This window comes from Sedimentitalea sp. XS_ASV28, assembly GCF_041224545.1.
Lineage (GTDB): Bacteria > Pseudomonadota > Alphaproteobacteria > Rhodobacterales > Rhodobacteraceae > Sedimentitalea.
Genome location: NZ_JBGFGP010000157.1, coordinates 36,374 through 54,487, shown reverse-complemented (window position 1 = coordinate 54,487; position 18,114 = coordinate 36,374). Strand labels below are relative to the sequence as shown.

The 18,114-nt window shown below is 61.4% G+C and carries 19 protein-coding genes; 12 read left to right on the top strand and 7 right to left on the bottom strand.

The features are described from left to right. Positions 1-2: 2 nt before the first annotated feature. The 5 genes from AB9K34_RS17070 to AB9K34_RS17050 form a co-directional block, all read right to left on the bottom strand. Positions 3-809, bottom strand: a complete 807-nt coding sequence (locus AB9K34_RS17070; RefSeq protein ID WP_369955635.1) for a CbbQ/NirQ/NorQ/GpvN family protein — start codon at positions 807-809, stop codon at positions 3-5. A gap of 5 nt (positions 810-814) precedes the next feature. After that, entirely contained in the window at positions 815-2,179 is a 1,365-nt protein-coding gene (locus tag AB9K34_RS17065) for a cbb3-type cytochrome c oxidase subunit I (protein ID WP_369955634.1), read from the bottom strand. A gap of 15 nt (positions 2,180-2,194) precedes the next feature. Further along, on the bottom strand, positions 2,195-2,647 hold the full coding sequence (locus tag AB9K34_RS17060) for a cytochrome c (protein WP_369955633.1): 453 nt from the start codon (positions 2,645-2,647) through the stop codon (positions 2,195-2,197). Positions 2,648-2,744: 97 nt separating this feature from the next. Further along, positions 2,745-3,935: an NnrS family protein gene (locus tag AB9K34_RS17055; protein WP_369955632.1), complete on the bottom strand. Its 1,191-nt coding sequence runs from the start codon at positions 3,933-3,935 to the stop codon at positions 2,745-2,747. Continuing rightward, positions 3,932-5,971 (bottom strand): 4Fe-4S binding protein, encoded by a 2,040-nt coding sequence (locus AB9K34_RS17050; protein WP_369955631.1) that lies wholly within the window; start codon positions 5,969-5,971, stop codon positions 3,932-3,934. The genes AB9K34_RS17055 and AB9K34_RS17050 overlap by 4 nt, the downstream gene beginning before the upstream one ends. A gap of 112 nt (positions 5,972-6,083) precedes the next feature. On the opposite strand from AB9K34_RS17050, the gene AB9K34_RS17045 reads away from it, so the two are divergent. The 12 genes from AB9K34_RS17045 to AB9K34_RS16990 all read left to right on the top strand — a co-directional run bounded on the left by AB9K34_RS17045 (position 6,084) and on the right by AB9K34_RS16990 (position 16,530). Beyond that, the gene (locus AB9K34_RS17045) at positions 6,084-7,841 is read left to right on the top strand and encodes a cytochrome D1 domain-containing protein (protein WP_369955630.1); all 1,758 of its coding nucleotides are present in this window, start codon (positions 6,084-6,086) and stop codon (positions 7,839-7,841) included. A gap of 86 nt (positions 7,842-7,927) precedes the next feature. Continuing rightward, entirely contained in the window at positions 7,928-8,710 is a 783-nt protein-coding gene (gene cobA / locus AB9K34_RS17040) for a uroporphyrinogen-III C-methyltransferase (protein WP_369955629.1), read from the top strand. Beyond that, positions 8,703-9,002: a cytochrome c gene (locus AB9K34_RS17035; protein ID WP_369955628.1), complete on the top strand. Its 300-nt coding sequence runs from the start codon at positions 8,703-8,705 to the stop codon at positions 9,000-9,002. The genes cobA and AB9K34_RS17035 overlap by 8 nt, the downstream gene beginning before the upstream one ends. Continuing rightward, entirely contained in the window at positions 8,999-10,147 is a 1,149-nt protein-coding gene (locus AB9K34_RS17030) for a cytochrome D1 domain-containing protein (protein ID WP_369955627.1), read from the top strand. Before AB9K34_RS17035 ends, AB9K34_RS17030 begins: the two co-directional genes overlap by 4 nt. Further along, the gene (locus tag AB9K34_RS17025; RefSeq protein WP_369955626.1) at positions 10,147-11,139 is read left to right on the top strand and encodes an Lrp/AsnC family transcriptional regulator; all 993 of its coding nucleotides are present in this window, start codon (positions 10,147-10,149) and stop codon (positions 11,137-11,139) included. The genes AB9K34_RS17030 and AB9K34_RS17025 overlap by 1 nt, the downstream gene beginning before the upstream one ends. Further along, positions 11,136-11,585, top strand: a complete 450-nt coding sequence (locus AB9K34_RS17020) for an Lrp/AsnC family transcriptional regulator (protein ID WP_369955655.1) — start codon at positions 11,136-11,138, stop codon at positions 11,583-11,585. The genes AB9K34_RS17025 and AB9K34_RS17020 overlap by 4 nt, the downstream gene beginning before the upstream one ends. Further along, a complete protein-coding gene (locus tag AB9K34_RS17015) occupies positions 11,582-12,076 on the top strand; it encodes an Lrp/AsnC family transcriptional regulator (RefSeq protein ID WP_369955625.1) in 495 nt (164 codons plus the stop codon). The genes AB9K34_RS17020 and AB9K34_RS17015 overlap by 4 nt, the downstream gene beginning before the upstream one ends. Continuing rightward, complete coding sequence (gene nirJ, locus AB9K34_RS17010) at positions 12,064-13,272, top strand: heme d1 biosynthesis radical SAM protein NirJ (RefSeq protein ID WP_369955624.1); 1,209 nt, start codon at positions 12,064-12,066, stop codon at positions 13,270-13,272. The genes AB9K34_RS17015 and nirJ overlap by 13 nt, the downstream gene beginning before the upstream one ends. Next, positions 13,247-14,815 carry a cytochrome D1 domain-containing protein gene (locus AB9K34_RS17005; RefSeq protein ID WP_369955623.1) on the top strand — a complete coding sequence of 523 codons (1,569 nt, stop codon included), beginning with the start codon at positions 13,247-13,249 and terminating at the stop codon, positions 14,813-14,815. The genes nirJ and AB9K34_RS17005 overlap by 26 nt, the downstream gene beginning before the upstream one ends. A gap of 75 nt (positions 14,816-14,890) precedes the next feature. Then, on the top strand, positions 14,891-15,118 hold the full coding sequence (locus tag AB9K34_RS17000; protein ID WP_369955654.1) for a hypothetical protein: 228 nt from the start codon (positions 14,891-14,893) through the stop codon (positions 15,116-15,118). A 141-nt stretch (positions 15,119-15,259) separates the two neighbouring features. Continuing rightward, positions 15,260-15,895 carry a sigma-70 family RNA polymerase sigma factor gene (locus tag AB9K34_RS16995; protein WP_369955653.1) on the top strand — a complete coding sequence of 212 codons (636 nt, stop codon included), beginning with the start codon at positions 15,260-15,262 and terminating at the stop codon, positions 15,893-15,895. Then, positions 15,892-16,530 carry a ChrR family anti-sigma-E factor gene (locus AB9K34_RS16990; RefSeq protein ID WP_369955622.1) on the top strand — a complete coding sequence of 213 codons (639 nt, stop codon included), beginning with the start codon at positions 15,892-15,894 and terminating at the stop codon, positions 16,528-16,530. Before AB9K34_RS16995 ends, AB9K34_RS16990 begins: the two co-directional genes overlap by 4 nt. 47 nt (positions 16,531-16,577) lie before the next feature. Here AB9K34_RS16990 and AB9K34_RS16985 read toward each other — a convergent pair whose 3' ends face one another. Further along, positions 16,578-17,303: an SDR family NAD(P)-dependent oxidoreductase gene (locus AB9K34_RS16985; protein WP_369955621.1), complete on the bottom strand. Its 726-nt coding sequence runs from the start codon at positions 17,301-17,303 to the stop codon at positions 16,578-16,580. Then, positions 17,300-18,073 (bottom strand): DUF1365 domain-containing protein, encoded by a 774-nt coding sequence (locus AB9K34_RS16980; RefSeq protein WP_369955620.1) that lies wholly within the window; start codon positions 18,071-18,073, stop codon positions 17,300-17,302. The genes AB9K34_RS16985 and AB9K34_RS16980 overlap by 4 nt, the downstream gene beginning before the upstream one ends. Between the last annotated feature and the right edge of the window lie 41 nt (positions 18,074-18,114).

The window sequence follows — 18,114 nt, the reverse complement described above, 5'->3', positions numbered from 1 at the left end:
CCTCACCCAAAGACGGCCGTGACCAGATCGAGGAGCCCGCGTTTGATATCCTCGTCATCGGTGAGCGTTTCCACCATCGCGGCGCGGATCGCCCGTTCCACCGGCATCCCCTGCCGGATGAGCGTCGCGGCGTAGACAACGAGGCGTGTCGAGACACCTTCCTCAAGGTCCTGTCCCCTGAGGCTGCGCAGCTTGCCCGCAAGCCGGACCAACGCCTTGACCCGCGCCGGGTCAAGCCCGCTTTCCTGCGCGACGATCCGTTGCTCTTCTTCCGGTGCGGGAAAACCGAACTCGATCGACAAGAAGCGTTGCCGTGTCGAGGGTTTGAGGGTCTTGAGAATGTTCTGATAGCCCGGATTGTATGACGCGACGAGCATGAAGCCGGGTGCTGCCTCAAGCTCTTCTCCGGTACGGTCAATCGGTAGAATGCGCCGGTCGTCGGTCAGGGGATGGAGCACGACGGTCACGTCCTTGCGTGCCTCGACGACCTCGTCGAGATAACAGATCGCACCTTCGCGCACCGCACGGGTCAGCGGTCCGTCCACCCAGACCGTTTCACCGCCCTTCAGCAGATAACGTCCGATCAGGTCTGCCGCCGAGAGATCATCATGACACGCGACGGTGTAAAGCGGGCGGTCCAGCGTGGCGGCCATATGCGTGACGAAACGGGTCTTGCCGCAGCCTGTGGGCCCCTTCAGCAAGAGCGGCAGGGCATTGGCATGTGCGGCGGCAAAGATGTCGCATTCGCTGCCTTGTGCGAGATAGAAGGGGGCTTGCACCCCCTCCTGCTGGTCAAAGGGTCCATCCATCGATGTCACTCCCCCGGAACCGAAGCTTCATCCGAGATCACTTCCCTGCGCGGCATGGCAAGCGAGTAGATCAGCATCAGCAGGCCGATGAAAACGATCACACCCGAGAGGAAACGCATCCAGTAGAAGATCGCCAACTGGTCCTGCACGTCCATGAAATACTCGCCGATGACCCGCTGCATGTGGGTTTGCACCGTGCCCGCAAAGGTCAGGGTAAACGTCATGAAGCACATGCCGCCGGACATCAGCCAGAATGACGCCATGTTGAGCACCTGATTATAGGGATCGCGGTTGCGCAGGATCGGCATCGCATAGGTGAAGATCGCGATGTTGAGGCAGACATAGGCGCCATAGAACGCAAGGTGCCCGTGCGCAGCGGTGATCTGGGTGCCGTGGGTATAGTAGTTTACCCCGTGCAGGGTATGCAGGAAGCCCCAGACACCGGCGCCGAAAAAGGCGAGCGTGGCACAGCCCAGCGACCAGAGCAACGCCGCCTTGTTCGGGTGGTCGCGGCGACCTTTCCAGACCATGACGAAGGCAAACGCCATCATGGCAAAGAACGGGATCACTTCGAGCGACGAGAAGATCGAACCGATCCACTGCCAGTAGCCGGGTGCGCCGATCCAGTAATAGTGGTGTCCCGTACCCAGGATGCCGGAGAACAGTGCCAGCGCGACGATGACATACAGCCACTTTTCGACAACCTCGCGGTCAACACCGGTCAGTTTGAGCATCAGATATGCCAGGATCGACGCCATGATCAGTTCCCAGACGCCTTCGACCCAGAGGTGGATCACATACCACCAGTATTGCTTGTCCAGCGAAAGGTTGGACGGGTTGTAAAAGGCAAAGAGAAACAGCAGCGCGAGCCCCCAGAGGCCAAGCAACAGCACATTGGTGATGGCCGTCTTCTTGCCCTTCAGCACCGTCATCGAGACGTTGTAGAGAAAGATCAGCGCCGCAACGACGATGCCCATCTTGACCCATTTGGGCTGTTCGAGGAACTCGCGCCCTTCCTTGCCAAGCAGCCAGTTGCCTTCAAACAGGTTGAAAACATAGGTCAGCACCACGCCCAGCGTTCCGATCACGAGGATGGCGAGTTGCAGATAGGCCAGCATCGGCGAGTGAATGTCGCGTTCGGCCTCTTCCGGGATCAGGAAATAGGCGGCACCGAAAAAGCCCAGCAGCAACCAGACGATCAACGAGTTCGTATGCAGCATTCGCAGGATGTTGAACGGTAACAGCTCGGACAGGAAATTCGGATTTACGTAGACAAAGCCGACGAGCAGGCCGCCGATGATCTGAATGGCAAAAAGCCCGATTGCCACTGAAAAATAGGCCAGTGCGATCTTTTGGGATTGGTATTTCATCTGTTGTTCCCTTCCTCAGCCGGCGTCGTTGGGCGGCCAGCCCTGGGTGTCGATCCTGCTCGTCCAGAGCAGGAAATCGGCCAGTGCGCGGTATTCTTCTTCGGACAAGTCAAACGCCGGCATCTGTCGGCGTCCTTCGATTCCCGTGGGCATCGCTTCCATCCAGCTGCGCAGCGTTTCATATGCAGCTTCGGGGTCGTCATCGACGCCCCAGCGGATCATCACGTTGCCGACCTCGGGGGCGAAATATGCGCCTTCGCCAAGCAATGAATGACAGTTGATGCAGGCGTGCTTTTCCCAGACATGCTTGCCAAGCACGACGCTGTCGGTCAGCCCCTCGGAGTCGGTTGACGTGGTGACGATGTAGCGATGCGAATGCACCGTCAGCCCCACGAAGATGAGAATGAAGAACAGTGACCCGCCATAGAAAATGTTTCGGGCCATGCTCTTTGTCATGACTTCGCGCATAGCGCTCTCCTTCGCCCGGTTGTGCTGCGTCGTTATGCCGGGCCGGACGCGAAACAGCCTTAACGAAAGTCAAGGGGCGGCAATTTCCGCGCGAGACTCAGCCTCGGCGGCGGGGGCCGGTCAATGCGGGCCAGAGCGAGACGACAAACAACGCAAAGGCAAGGCACCAGAGGGCCGCCGAGAGCAGGACGAGAGGAAAGTACCAGTTCCCCGCCAGTTCGGACGCCGCCCAACGCAGAGCTGCGGAGACGGGTATCAGGGCATAGGCAATCGCCACGGGGCCAGGTGCCCTGAGCTCTCGCCCGCTGTGGCCGAGCACGGCCCGGCTCATCACCGCGAGGGTCATGCCGCCAACCGCGCCGATACCCAGGACATGCAGTGCCGCGACCTCGCTGCCAAGACCCATCACGGCGAGTCCCCACATGATGAGGCCGAGACCAAGCATCGACAGTCCGGTGTGCAACGCGATCAGGATCGGCTGGCGCATTGCCCAGACCGGCCGCCACCGGGTCAGCCGCAGGACTTGTATGACGCCGAGGGCGATGGCCAGTGGCGCCGCCCAGTCCTGCGCCCCGAACAGGATCGGAACGGGAAGCAGAATTGCAATGGGAATGGCTGCGCGCTCGATCGCGGGGAAATTGCCCGGCAACGCCTCTTCCGGTTCATTCTCGCGCCGCATGGCGTTGCGGGTAAAGGCCGGCGTAACGCGCCCGCCGAGGACCGAGATCAACGCGCAAACGGTAAAGAGCCCGCCATAGAGCCCGCCGGCTAGCGTATCGTCCGTGACGCCGGTCCACTGCAGGTGCGTGAGCAGATTCGAGAGCCAGAACAGGGTCAGGAAGACAAGGAACATCACGTTCTGCGGTTTCGGGCGTTTGGCCAGTTGCCAGGCGACCTGGGCAATGAGGACGGGGAGAAAGGAAAGGTCCAGTGCCGCGACCAGCCAGGGCGGGATGCTGGCCGACCACCACATGGCCATGCGACCCAGCAGCCAGAGAAGCGCTACGAAGCCGATGAAGAACGGCTTGGCCGCGCTGCCGCCGGTCCAGTTTGGCACCGCGGTGAGCAGAAAGCCACCGATGGTCGCGCCGGCAAAGCCGAAAATCATCTCGTGCCCGTGCCAGAAATGCGGTGCCATTGCATAGGGCGGATCGGTGACCAGCCCGCCGGTCATGTGCACGCCGAGATACATGCCCCATGCAAGCCCTGAAAAGACGGCAAACAGACCCGCGGCCAGAAAGAAGACACGAAAGCCGTCGGAAACCACCCTGAGCAGGGCAGCTTTCATGATGCGGCCTGCCGCGCCCGGGCCCGCCGTTTGAGCGTCGGACAGGTGTTGGGGTCGTTGTAAATGATCTGGCATCTCAGGCATAGCACACACTCGTTGGGGTTGATCCGCCCGAGCGGGTCGATCGCTCCGACGGTGCATCGTTGTTCACACAGCCGGCATTCGCGGCCGCATTGCGTGCGTCGGCGAAGCCAGTCGAATATCTTCAGCTTGGCGGGGATCGCAAGGGCCGCGCCAAGCGGGCAGATGTAGCGACAGTAGAAGCGCTCGATGAACAGCCCGGCGCCGAGGATTGCAAATACGAACGCGACAAAGGGCCAGGCCCGTATCATGCGCAGGGAAATGGCGGTCTTGAACGGTTCGACTTCCGCCAGGATCAGAGCGTCTTTCATCGAATAGAACGAGATCGCGAGAATGGCGAGAAAGAGCGTATACTTGATGACCCAGAGCCGTTGGTGGAGTGCAAACGGCACGCTGATCTGTTTCACGCCCAGTTTCTGCGCCGCCTGGTTGGTCAGTTCCTGAAGCGCGCCGAACGGACAAAGCCAGCCGCAGAACACGCCACGTCCCCAGAACAGAAGCCCGAGTGCGACGAAACCCCAGAGCATGAAGATCAGAGGTTCCACCAGGAAGGTTTCCCAACGAAATCCGCTGAGAAGCGATTGCAGAAACGCAACGACCTGCACCACCGAAAGCTGTGCGTTTACCCCCCATCCCAGCCATACGAGCGTGACGGTCAGAAACCCCAGCCGCAGCCTGCGCCAGACACGCGGACGGCGGGTAATACTGTCCTGAAAGAGCAGGATACCTGTCAGGGTCGCAAGCATGATGGCCAGCACCGCGATTGCCGGTCTCTTGCGTTCCCACATCTGTCGCCAGAGCGGCGTTTCCTGCGGCGGAACAGGGAGCAGGAACCTCTCGGGCAGCACATAATCGACACCGATGGGTACCGTAAGCGGACCATCCATCGTAGTGCGGGTGGCGCTCACTTCCACACGAAACGGTGCAGTCGGGTCAAAACCGTCGCCCTCGATACGAAACAGGCTTCGCTCCCTGAGAACCGGGGCACCGGCAATTTCGAGCCGGTCTATACGCAGGTAGCCCTGATCGGTGACGGGGTAACGATTGGCGTTCTGAATGACCGATAGCCGCTCGAACACACCGGATTTGCGCCAGCCAAGGCCGCGATGCGAATGCAGGCCGCGCGATGCAACGAAAAGCGCGGCGCTATCGGGCGGCATGTCCGCCATGACGCCGGAATAATCCCGTTCACCCAACAGGTTTCGGCCGATTTCGGGCGGATCGAGCAGGCCGACATACAGGTCGAGGAATGGCTCTGACCCCGGTTCCGGCGCATTCTCGGCCCCGGAGAAAACCTCTGCCGCCTCTGCCATCGTCATGGTGGCGGATTGCAACCCGCCGATCCGCAGCAGCGCCGTCCAGTCATGCGGCTCAAAACCCATCCGATCGATCCTGCCGGCGCCGGTGCCGCCATCGGCAAGGGCGAGAACGCGCCCCGTGCGCAGGATGGCGTCGCGGATGACCGCCGTCGATACGGTTGCGCGCGAGATATAGCGGGGGGTCTCGCTGCGGTCCGCCGACCGCAGGTCGGTTCCGTCGAAAGCACTGACAAACCGGGCGATGTCGTCGTCGCTCAGGCCAAGTGTCAGGATCGGCTCGGATTGTTGCATGAGGCGGGCCGCAGTGATCCTCGCCTCGGTATCGACGGCCACGAGCATGTCGATGGGGCGGCCCGAATACCCCACGGATGAAGCGATTTCCCAGCTTGATCCGATCCGGCCAATTGCGGTGCCGTCAGAGTCGCGAACCTGCCAACCGGGGACCGGCGCCTCGCTCCGGACCAGCGAGATCGGCAGCGGTACTCCGAACATTTCGGCTGCGAGGGCGGCATCGGGAATGGCCGCCGTGATTTCGGTTTCGAACCCTGTGCGGGACTGGGCAAAAGCCGGAACAGCGCACAGGAATATTGAAACGATAACCGCTGCGAGCCGCATGGGGTGAAACGCGATTTTCATGCCTCCAGCGGTATCTCCGCGCGGTGGTGCGATCCTTAACGAAAGTCAAGGACCGGGATCCGCTACGGTGCAACCTTGCCGTCGGCCTCACCAGCTTCACGGAGACAACGTCATGCAAAGTATCAAAGCCATACGTAGCCGACTGCTGTTGACCAGCGCCGCGCTGGCGTTGGCCGTCGCGGGGCCGTTGACGGCCCAGGAAGACCCGGAACAGGTGCACGATTCAAGCCCGGCCGGATCCTACGTGGGCGAATACGACACGCTGGGAAAACTGAACCTGGAGATTCCGGGACGTCGCCCGAATGACCCTGTGATCAACCAGGATGAGTACAATATCGCGAACAAGATTTACTTCCAGCGCTGCGCCGGGTGTCATGGCGTACTGCGCAAGGGCGCAACGGGCAAACCTCTGACGGTCGATATCACCCGCGAGCTGGGCTATGACCATCTGCACAGCTTCATTACCTATGGATCACCGGCCGGGATGCCGAACTGGGGCACGTCGGGCGATCTGACCGAGGAGGAAGTCGACATCATGGCGCGATACCTGCTCCTGGATCCGGCCTCGCCGCCGGAATGGGGCATGGACAAGATGCGCGAGAGCTGGCAACTCGTGGTCGCCCCCGAGGATCGCCCGACCGAAAAGATGAACGATATCGACATCGACAACCTGATGTCGGTGACGTTGCGGGACGCCGGTCAGATTGCGCTGATCGACGGCGGCACCTATGAAATCCACGCGGTGATCGAAACCGGCTATGCGGTTCACATCAGCCGTATTTCCGCATCCGGGCGCTATCTCTTCGTCATTGGCCGCGATGCCCGTGTCAACATGATCGACCTGTGGATGGAAACCCCGGCGACGGTGGCGGAGATCAAGATCGGCATGGAGGCGCGTTCGGTCGAGACGTCAAAGATGGCGGGTTACGAAGACAAATACGCCATCGCGGGCGCGTACTGGCCACCGCAATACGTGATCATGGACGGAGATACGCTTGAGCCGCTCAAGATCAAGTCGACCCGTGGCAACATCTATGACGAACAGACCTATCACCCGGAACCGCGCGTTGCCGCGATCCTGGCGAGCCACTACCGGCCCGAATTCATTGTCAACGTCAAGGAAACCGGCAAGATCCTGTTGGTCGATTATACGGATCTGAAGAACCTCAAGACCACTGAAATCGAAGCCGAGCGGTTCTTGCACGATGGCGGTCTGGACAGCACGCGCCGGTATTTCATCACCGCCGCCAACGCACGCAACAAGCTGGTGGTCATCGACACCAAGGAGGGCAAGCTGGTCGCGATCACCGATACCCAGGGTCTGACTCCGCATCCGGGCCGGGGCGCCAACTTCGTGCATCCCGACTATGGCCCGGTCTGGGCGACGTCGCATCTTGGCGATGATTCCGTCGCGCTGATCGGGACCGATCCCGAAGGGAATGAAGACAATGCGTGGAAAATCGTCGAGACCTTCTATGCGCTTGGCGGCGGATCGCTGTTCATCAAGACGCATCCGGAATCCGAAAACCTCTATGTCGATGCGACTCTGAACCCGGATGCCGAGACATCCGCGTCGGTTGCGGTGTTCAAGATTCCCGACATGAAGGCGGGTGAGGAGCCGGAATACACGACGCTTCCGATCGGGGAATGGGCCGGTATCGCCGAAGGCCAGCCGCGTGTCGTTCAGCCGGAGTTCAACCGCGAAGGCACGGAAGTATGGTTTTCGGTCTGGAATGCCAAGGATCTGGAAAGCGCGATCGTCGTCGTCGATGACAAGACGCTTGAACTCAAGAAGGTCATCAAGGACGAGCGGCTTGTGACACCGACGGGCAAGTTCAACGTCTACAATACACGGGCCGACGTTTATTGAGCCCTCGCGACAGGCCCGGCGCAGCCCCTGCTGCATCCGGCCTGCCGCATTCCTCTTCCAGCCGTTGCCAGACAGGAATCCAAGCCATGACGCGTGCAGGACAAGTGTACCTTATCGGTGCCGGACCGGGCGATCCGGAACTTTTGACCGTGCGGGCGCAACGCTTGCTGCAAGGGGCCGAAATCGTTGTGCATGATCGTCTGGTGTCGCCGGATGTCCTCGCGGTTTGTCCCGAAACCGCCATACGCATTTCGGTCGGGAAGGCATCGGCATGTCATCCGGTACCGCAGGACGAAATCAATGCCCTGCTTCTGACGCACGCGGAACAGGGGCGCATCGTGGCGCGCCTCAAGGGGGGAGACCCGCTGATCTTCGGTCGCGGCTCGGAGGAAGCGGCGTTCTTGCAGTCGCACGGGATCGAGGTGCATGTGGTGCCGGGCATCACCGCCGCGCAGGGCGCCGCCAGCGCCACCGGCGTGCCGCTCACCCATCGCGGGCTGGCCGGGGCGGTACAATATGTCACCGGACACCGACAGGCGGGCCAGGTTCTCGACCTTGACTGGAGGCGCCTCGCTGATCCCGATACGACGCTGGTGGTCTATATGGGTGTTGCCAATATCGGGCAGATTGCGATGGGTCTGATGACCGCGGGACTTGACCCGACCACCCCGGTTCTGGCGGTCGCCGAGGCGACGACCCCGCGTGAACGGCGCTTGTTCTCGTGGCTTGACAAGATCGCGCATGACCTGCGTGTCGCGGAACTCGAACCGCCGGTTCTGTTCATGATCGGGCGGGTCGTCTCCCTTTATTCCGAAACCGGAGTGCCGCAGGAGATGGCGGCCAGCGCAATGGTGTCGGCCAATGCGTAACCTGCTCGCCCTCGCTCTGGTCGGCACACCGCTATGGGCGCAGGAACCGGACCCTGAACGGCTGGAAAGGCTGGTGCATCAGGATTGCGGTTCCTGCCACGGGATGACGTTGAAAGGCGGGCTGGGTCCGGAGCTGCGCAGGCAGACGCTCGCCCATTACGACCGAGAGGCGCTGGCCGGGGTGATCCTGAACGGTATCCCCGGCACACCGATGCCGCCCTGGGCCCCGCTGATGTCCAACGCCGAGGCGCTCTGGATCGCCGAATACATTCTGAAAGGAGCGGGCGAATGAAATTCCTGCACATGCTGTTTGCCGTGTTTGCCCTGATCGGCCAGAGCGCCACAGGCGAAACGCTTGCGACCGGCGATCTCGGGCTGGTGATCGAACGCGCCAGCGGGTCCGTTTTGCTGGTCGATCAATCGGAGCGTGCCGTCCTGCATCGAATCGAAGGGTTGGGCGACCTTTCGCATGCGTCGCTGGTCTATTCGCCGGATCAACGGTTTGCCTTCGTCTTTGGGCGGGATGGCGGATTGACCAAGGTGGACATCGTGCAACGGCGTATCGCCAAGCGCGTGGTTCAGGCGGGCAATTCCATCGGCGGCGCGATTTCGGACGATGGTACGCTGGTGGCGGTGTCGAACTATGAACCGGGCGGCGTGCGCGTTTTCGACGCCGAAACGCTCGAACTTGTGGCAGACATCCCGACCGGGTCCAAGACCGTCGGGTTGGTGGATGCTCCGGGTCGGCGATTTGTCTTCAGCCTTTGGGATGCGGGCGAAACCTGGATCGCGGATTTCGCGGGGAACGATGCCAGGATCACCCGCGTTGAAGGGATGGGCGCCAACCCTTATGACGCGCTGATCACCGGTGATGGGCGCCAATATATCGCGGGCCTGTTCGGTGAGGACGGGTTGAGCGCGCTCGATCTCTGGGCGGAAACGCCGCAACCGGTCCGCGTGCTCGCGGGATATGGTCGCGGTGAGACGCCCTTGCCCGTCTACAAGATGCCCCATCTCGAAGGCTGGGCCCTGACAGGTCGGGAATTTGTACTGCCCGCGGTGGGACGTCATGAAGTGCTCTGGGTCGATGCCCGTGATTTTGTCGAAACCGGACGCACCATCACCCACGGGCAACCTGTTTTTGCCATGGCACGACCGGACGGGCGGCAGGTCTGGGTCAATTTCGCGCATCCTCTGAATGACACGATTCAGGTGATCGATACGCTGACCCGGCAGGTGGTGCATGAGTTCAAACCCGGCCCTGCCGCGTTGCACATGGAATTCACACCTCGCGGGCACGAAGTCTGGATCTCGGTGCGCGACGCTGGAAAAGTCATGATTTACGACACGCGGACTTTCGAAAAGCTCGGCGAGATCGACGCGCAAGACCCGTCCGGAATTTTCTTTACCGCCCGCGCGCATCGGATCGGCCTGTGATGGAGAACGTCGCCGATCCTGTCGATGCTGCCCTGCTGAACGATTGGCAAAGGGACTTTCCGATCGTTCCGGAGCCGTTTGCCGTTTTGGCACGGCGGCTGGGCATCGGGGATGCCGAGGTTCTGGAGCGGCTGCGCCGCATGCGTACCTCAGGGAGGATCGCGCGCGTCGGTGCAACCTGTGCGCCCAACACCGTGTCTGCCAGCACTCTTGCCGCCTTGCGGGCCAAGTCGGAAGAGCTGGATATGATTGCCGGTATCGTGGGCGAGGAGCCGGGCGTAAACCATTCTTACCTGCGCGAGGATGCTTGGAACCTCTGGTTCGTCGTCACCGGCCCGGATCGTGCGCATGTGAACGGCACGATCGCGCGGATATCCGAACGCGCTGGGCGTCGGGTGCTTGATCTCCGGCTCGTGCGGCCGTTCAATGTCGATCTTGGCTTCCACATGAATGGTCGGGCCGGCGATGTTCCAGCGCCTCGCCCGGCTGATCCGGACGTGATCAGGGCGGGAGACCGGGGTATTCTGCAATGCCTGACGCGGGGTATGCCGTTCGAACTGCGGCCCTGGGCGGTCATTGGCCGATTCCTCGGTCGGGACGAGGCGGACGTGCTGGAGCGGGTGGCTGTGTTGCACGAGGCCGGTGTCATTGCCCGTCTTGGCGTGATCGTGCGCCACCGGGCGTTGGGCTGGACGTCGAATGCGATGTGCGTCTGGGATGTGACGCCCGGGGTGGCCGCCAGCGTGGGACCGGACCTTGCCCGGGTTCCAGGGGTCACGCTGTGTTATGAGCGGCGGCCTGTCGACGGTATCTGGCCCTACCGCCTTTACAACATGATCCACGCACGCAGCCGGCCCGAGGCGCTTGCGACGCTGGATCAGGTGCGCGCCCTGCCGGCATTGGCCGGAGCGGCGCACAAGGTGTTGTTTTCCACGCGCTGCTTCAAGCAGACGGGCGCGTTGATCAAACTGAACAAGGGAAGGGCTGCCTGATGCTGGATGCCATTGATCGTGCCCTGATCAACCGTTTGCAGGACGGGGTTGCCCTGCACCCGTCACCGTTCGACGGTATTGCGGCAGAGTTGTCGATAACGGTCGATGACCTGCTGCGACGATTGCAATGTCTGAAAGAGGCCGGGGCGATCACCCGGTTCGGTCCATTCTTTGATGCGGCGGCGATGGGGGGCGCCTTTTGCCTGTGCGCCATGAACGTGCCTGCGGCCCGGTTCGAAGAGGTGTGCGGCCGGGTCAACGCCTTTCCCGAGGTCGCGCATAATTACCAGCGCGAGCACAGTCTGAACATGTGGTTCGTGCTGGCGACCGAGGATGCAGTGGCGATCACAGAAACCGCGGACGCGATCGAACGCGCAACCGGGTTGCCGGTGATGCGCTTTCCCAAACTGCGCGAGTTCTTCATCGGCTTCAGGGTGGCGGCATGAGTGTGACCGACCGCGATATCGTGAGCGCCCTGCAGGGCGGGCTGCCCCTGGTCGCCGAACCATATGCGGCAGTGGCCGCAGCGCTTGGACTGCGCGAAGACGAGCTTTTGGCAAGGCTTCAGGCCATGCAGGACAGCGGCGTGATACGCCGGATTGCCGCAGCTCCGAACCATTTCAAGCTCGGCATGACCGCAAATGGCATGACGGTCTGGGATGTCGAGGATACGCGCGTCGCTTTACTGGGGGCGCAGGTGGGGGCGTTGCCATTTGTAACGCATGCCTATGAACGTCCGAGGGCATTGCCCGACTGGCCCTACAACCTGTTTGCAATGGTGCACGGACACACCCGCGACGAGGTCGAGGACAAGCGCCGGCAGATTGCCGACCTGCTGGGCCGTGCATCACGGGGCAATGACATCCTCTATTCCACCCGCATTCTGAAAAAGACGGGGCTGCGGCTTCGCAGGGAGGCGCCGGCATGTTCCGACTGAGCGAATATATGCGCCAGCTGGTCCACCCGACCCCGGTGCGACAGCGCAAGGGACCGGTCAAGCCCGTGGTGATCTGGAACCTGACGCGCCGCTGCAACCTGAAATGCCGCCACTGTTATACCGTGTCCGCCGATGTCGATTTTCCGGGCGAGTTGTCAACCTCACGGGTGTTCGAGGTGTTGGATGATATTGGCGAGATGCGCGTGCCGGGCCTGATCCTGTCAGGGGGCGAGCCGTTGTCGCGCCGGGATTTCTTTGAAATCGCCGAACACGCGCGTGGAAAATCCCGCATGCTGGCATTGTCGACCAACGGAACGCGGATTTTTGGCGATGCCGCGGATCGCGTGGCGGAGATCGGCTTTCACTATGTCGGGATCTCGATCGACGGGATCGGCGCGACCAATGACTGGTTTCGCGGGGTAGATGGCGCATTTGCCGAGGCGTTGAGAGGCGTGCGCGCGTGCAAGGCGCGGGGGATAAAGGTCGGCCTGAGGTTTACCCTGACCGAAGGCAACCACCAGAGCCTGCCCGACATCCTGCAACTGTGCGAAGACGAGGGCGTCGACAAATTCTATCTGTCGCACCTTGTCTATGCCGGGCGCGGCGACAAGAACCGGGGCGAGGATGCCGAACATGATCGCAGCCGCCGGGCGATGGATCTGCTGATCGAGCGGGCCTGGGCGGCCGAGAACGGTGCTGCCGCGCTCGATATCGTGACCGGCAACAACGATGCGGATGCAGGATATTTCCTGGGATGGGTGGCGCGCAATTTCGATACGGATCGCCTTGCGCATGTCCGCGAGCATCTGGTGGCCTGGGGCGGGAACTCGTCCGGCCTGGGGGTGGCGAATATCGATTTCCTCGGCAATGTCCATCCTGACACATACTGGTCGGATTACACCGTCGGGAATGTCAAGACCGCGCGGTTCTCCGAGTTATGGACCGGCGATGATCCGATGCTGGCGCTGCTGCGCACACGTCCCCGGCCTCTCAAGGGACGGTGCGGGACGTGTCGGTTGCAGGATGTCTGCGGCGGTAATACCCGCATTCGCGCGTTGCAACTCACCGGCGATCCCTGGGCCGAGGATCCGGCCTGCTACCTGAGCGGCGAGGAAATCGGCGTCGCGGACACGGACAGGCTCAAGACAACTCCTTTTCGAGGCAAACGGCATGATCCGGCGCATAGTTTCTTTTGATGGTCTGACCAGCCTGATGCTGGGGATGATCGCATTGACCGGAACGGTCAACGCGGATGCGAAAGACGATTATGAAACCTATTGCGCTGTTTGCCACGGCGAAACCCGTCTGGGCGGGCTTGGCCCGGCGCTGATCCCGGAAACGCTGGGCCGCATGCGTGGCCCCGCTCTGGACGATGTGATTGCCCTTGGCCGCCCGGCGACGCAGATGCCCGCTTTTGGCGATGCGCTTGGGGCGGAGCGGATCGCCAATCTTGCCGCATTTCTCAAGATGCCGTTGGATGACGTGCCAGACTGGGATGTCCGGGACATCCTCGCGACTCGCAACATGAGCGACACATATGTGGCGGCCACCGCGCCGATCTGGCAGGCCGACCCGATGAATATAACGCTGGTCGTGGAAACCGGCGACCATCATGTCTCGGTCCTTGATGGTGATACTTTTGACGTGCTCGACCGGTTTTCAACGCCCTTTGCGGTTCATGGCGGACCAAAGTTCACGCCCGATGGCCGATTTGTCTTTATCATGTCACGCGACGGTTGGGTGCAGAAATACGATCTCTGGTCCCTGCAGGAGGTCGGCCGTGTGCGCGCCGGACTGAACAGCCGGAACATCGCGATCAGCAAGGATGGCAAATGGCTGGCGGTTGCCAATTACCTGCCCATGTCCCTTGCGATCCTGTCCACCGATGATCTTATGCCGAACCAGGTGATGCCGGTCGTCGACAGCAACGGAATCCCAAGTCGTGTTTCCGCCGTCTACCAGGCACCGCAGCGAGACAGCTTCGTGCTCGCCCTCAAGGACGCCGCAGAAATCTGGGAATTGTCGACTGCCCCTGATGGCCGCCCGGTCCAACGGGGAATTGCGCAGGATCACGAACAGAACAAGGCAGGGGCGTCCACTGCGTCCGCAGGATCATTTGCGCTGCGACGGATCGGGATTTCCGAACCCCTCGATGATTTCTTCTTTTCGGATGATTACAGCAACCTGATCGGTGCGGCCCGCGATGGCAAACGGGCGGTGGTTGTCGACCTCGTGGCCGGCCGCGAGATCGCCGAGTTGCCGCTCAATGGGATGCCGCATCTGGGATCGGGAATCACATGGGCCAGAGAGGGCCGGCGCGTGATGGCGACGCCGCATCTGAAAGAGGGCAAACTGTCGGTGATCGACACCGCGAACTGGGAACTGATAACGACAATCGAAACCCTCGGGCCGGGCTTTTTCCTGCGCAGCCATGAAAATTCACGATATTTCTGGGCAGATGTCTTTTTCGGCCCCAATCGCGACGTCATGCACGTTATCGACAAGCAATCGCTTGAAATCGTCAGGACATTGCGCCCGGTACCGGGTGCGACGGTGGCCCATGTCGAATTTACGCGGGATGGACGATATGCGCTGGTGTCGGTCTGGGAAAATGACGGTGCGGTGATCGTCTACGACGCGGCGACGCTGAAAGAAGTCAGGCGATTGCCGATGAAGAAACCCTCGGGGAAATACAATGTTTGGAACAAGATCAGCTTTTCCGAAGGCACCAGTCACTGAGGCGGGCGCGGCGGTCCGGCAAATATGTATCAAGGGTATCGCGCGCGCGCCCATGACGTGCAGCACGTGGCCGCGATGAGCGGGCAGGGCAAATGGTCGGTGCGCAGGCTGGCCCTGCTGCTATACCCGTTCGCGATGGCTGCGGTTGCCATCAATCTTTTCATGCTGGGGCTGATGGGGCAGGCCATCGGGTTGACCGCGCTGTCTCCGGTGCAGGCGCTCGTGATTGCGGTGCCTCTTGGCATTCCCGCAACAATCGCGGCGGGGCGATGGGTACGCGGCCTGATGGATGAAGCCGACTGATCAGGCCCTGCTCGCGCCGGGATTTTCTGCACCGGTATTTGCGGAGACGCCTTGTGGTTCATCAGAGGTGCAAGACGTCGGCTGATAACGCGCTATCAAAAGAATTGTGATCCATATTTCATGATCGGCCGTAGTCTGGTTATGTTGACACAGCTCGCATATATCGGGCACCGCCCGCGCCGTGCCCGCACGGCCTTCCGCAAGGATAAGACCGCCGTGCCGCAGACAAATGCCGACCTGTCACAGCAGACGATCTGGATGATCGCGGTGCGCGATGAACGCGACCGCACCGCGTTCTGCGCGCTGTTCGACTTTTTCGCACCAAGGCTCAAGGGCTTCATCATGCGTTCGGGGACATCCGCGCATCAGGCGGAAGAGATCGTACAGGATGTGATGCTGACCGTTTGGCGCAAGGCCGCGCTGTTCGACCCGCATCGCGCTCAGGTCTCGGCGTGGATTTACCAGATCGCGCGCAATCGCCAGATCGACATCGCCCGCAAGGACAGCCGCCCAATGCCGGAAGAGCTGCGTGAAGAACCCGGAGCCGAGCCGGATGCGAGCCAGATACTCGGGCTCGAGCAGGAAGCAGGCATGTTGAAGGAAGCCCTGGGAAAACTCACATCCGAGCAGCGCGAGATGATCGAGAAAGCCTATATGGGCGAGATGACCCACCAGGAGATCAGCGCACAGACAGGGATTCCGCTTGGAACCATAAAATCGCGCATCCGCTTGGGCCTGCAACGCCTCAGACACGAATTGAAGGACCTCAAGCAATGAGTGGTGTCATTACTCATCACGTACCGGACGCATTGTTGGCTGCTTATGCCGCAGGGAACCTGTCGCATGCGTTTTCCGTTGTCGTTGCAAGCCATGTTTCGATGTGCCCGCAATGTCGTGCGGGTCTTGAGGCGCATCGGGCGGTTGGTGGCGTCCTGCTTGAAGATACCGAAACCGTGGCCGTGTCATCCGGCCTGAAGGACGATATTCTGTCCATGCTGGATGCGCCGTTCATTCCGGAGCCGGTCTATGAGCGATCGGGGGTGTATCCGGGGCCCGTCATGCAGGCGCTCAAGGGGCGGGCACCGCGCTGGAAAACGCTGGGTATGGGGGTGCGGCAGGATATCCTGTCCAAAGATAAATCCGGGTCTGTGCGCCTGCTCCATATTCAACCCGGACAGGCGGTGCCGGATCATGGGCACAACGGAATGGAACTGACCCTCGTCCTGCAGGGCAGTTTCAGTGATGAGACCGGCCAGTTTGGCGTCGGCGATCTTGAAATTGCCGACGAAGATCTCGAACACACGCCCATCGCGGATGACGGGGGGGCCTGTATCTGCCTCGCGGCGACCGATGCGCGTCTGCGCTTCAACGCCATCGTCCCACGATTGCTGCAACCGGTTTTTAGAATCTGAGCCAATCCGCTCCGCTCACGGACCGCGCGTTGCCACAGCGAGCGAAGTCAGCGGCCCCGATAGACCAGCCAATCCGGCAGATACGGAAGAAGCCGGATCAGCCACGCAAACGGCGCAGGGAAATCGGTGCGAAACCGTCGCTTGCACATCGCCCGGAAGACCCGTTCCGCCGCCTGATCGGCGGTCATCAGCATCGGCATGTAAAAATCGTTCTTTTCCGTCAGTCTTGTCTTGATAAAGCCGGGGTTCACCACCCGAACCACCACGTCGGTATCCCGAAGATCGAACCGCATGGTTTCGGCAAGGCTGATCAGGGCGGCCTTGCTGGCGCCATAACCGATTGCGGCGGGCAACCCGCGATAGCCGGCCAGTGAACCGATCAGTGTGATATCGCCGTGACCCTGCGCCGTGAATGTCGGCATGACCTGTCCCAGAACGCGCATGGCGCCCATGAAATTGGCGTCGCACATCGTCAGCGCCGCGTCACTGCTCCAATCGGTTGCACGCATCGGATCATAGGAACCCACATTATAGATCACGCCATCAAGGTGATCGATTTCGCCATACGCGCGACGTATCGCATCGATATCGGTGACATCCATCGGCAGGCTGCGCGCGTGTGTCAGGTCCGCGCACAGGCTCTCGAGCCGGTCGGCGTTGCGGGCACTCAGAATGAGATGTGCCCCCTCCTGGTCAAGGCGTCGCGCCAACTCTCGCCCGAGGCCTTCGCTGGCACCGACGAGCCAGTAGACTTTGCCGCTGACCGAAATCATCCTGCCGGGTCTCCTTGGGTGTGATGGCCATCCGAGACAAGCGCGGCGGGCGGCGGCTGGCGACGCAGGAATGGTGCGCGTTTGAACGCGAGGATCAGGGCCTGCCAGTGGATCAGGGCGAGGACCCGTGCGGCCCCCATCGGTCGCCGCAACGCCGCGCCGAGCAGGGCGCGGTTCGTTGCGGGGCGGCGTTTGCCGGACAGGGTTGCAAGAACGCCCTGATCGCCGTTTTCATAGGAAATGCGTATGTTGATCGCGGTTTCGGTCATGCCGAAATTGAACAGGTATCGGCCCTGCACCTGCTGAAACGGGGACACGTGCATGCGCTTTTCCGCGATCATCCGGTCGGAGGCGACGATGGGTCGAAAATCGTCATGGGCGCAAAAATAGCAATGCCGCTGGCCAAAGGTGCTGTTGACCTCGGCCACGAAGGCCCGCGGCATGCCGTCGACCATGGCGATCCAGAAACTGACAGGATTGAACCGGAACCAGAGATATCCGGGCTGCGTGAGCAGCAAGAGCCGTGCATCCGGGTTGTCAAATCCGTGCTCTGAAAGAACATCTCTGAACCAGCCGGCGCCGCGGCCATCGCCACGCGGGCCACCATGATCCCGGTCGCGAATTGACCACAGGTTGAAGCGGTTTCGCGAGATCAGCGCAGGCCAGCCTGCGTCGAAATCGGTCAGGACATAATCCACCCCGTAGGCAAAGGCGTTCTTCAACGCGCCCTTTCGGCTGTGATGGGTTCTGGCAGCGATATGTTCAATCATCTCGCCCCTTATACGCCAGCCGGCGCGACGCGGATCAGTCG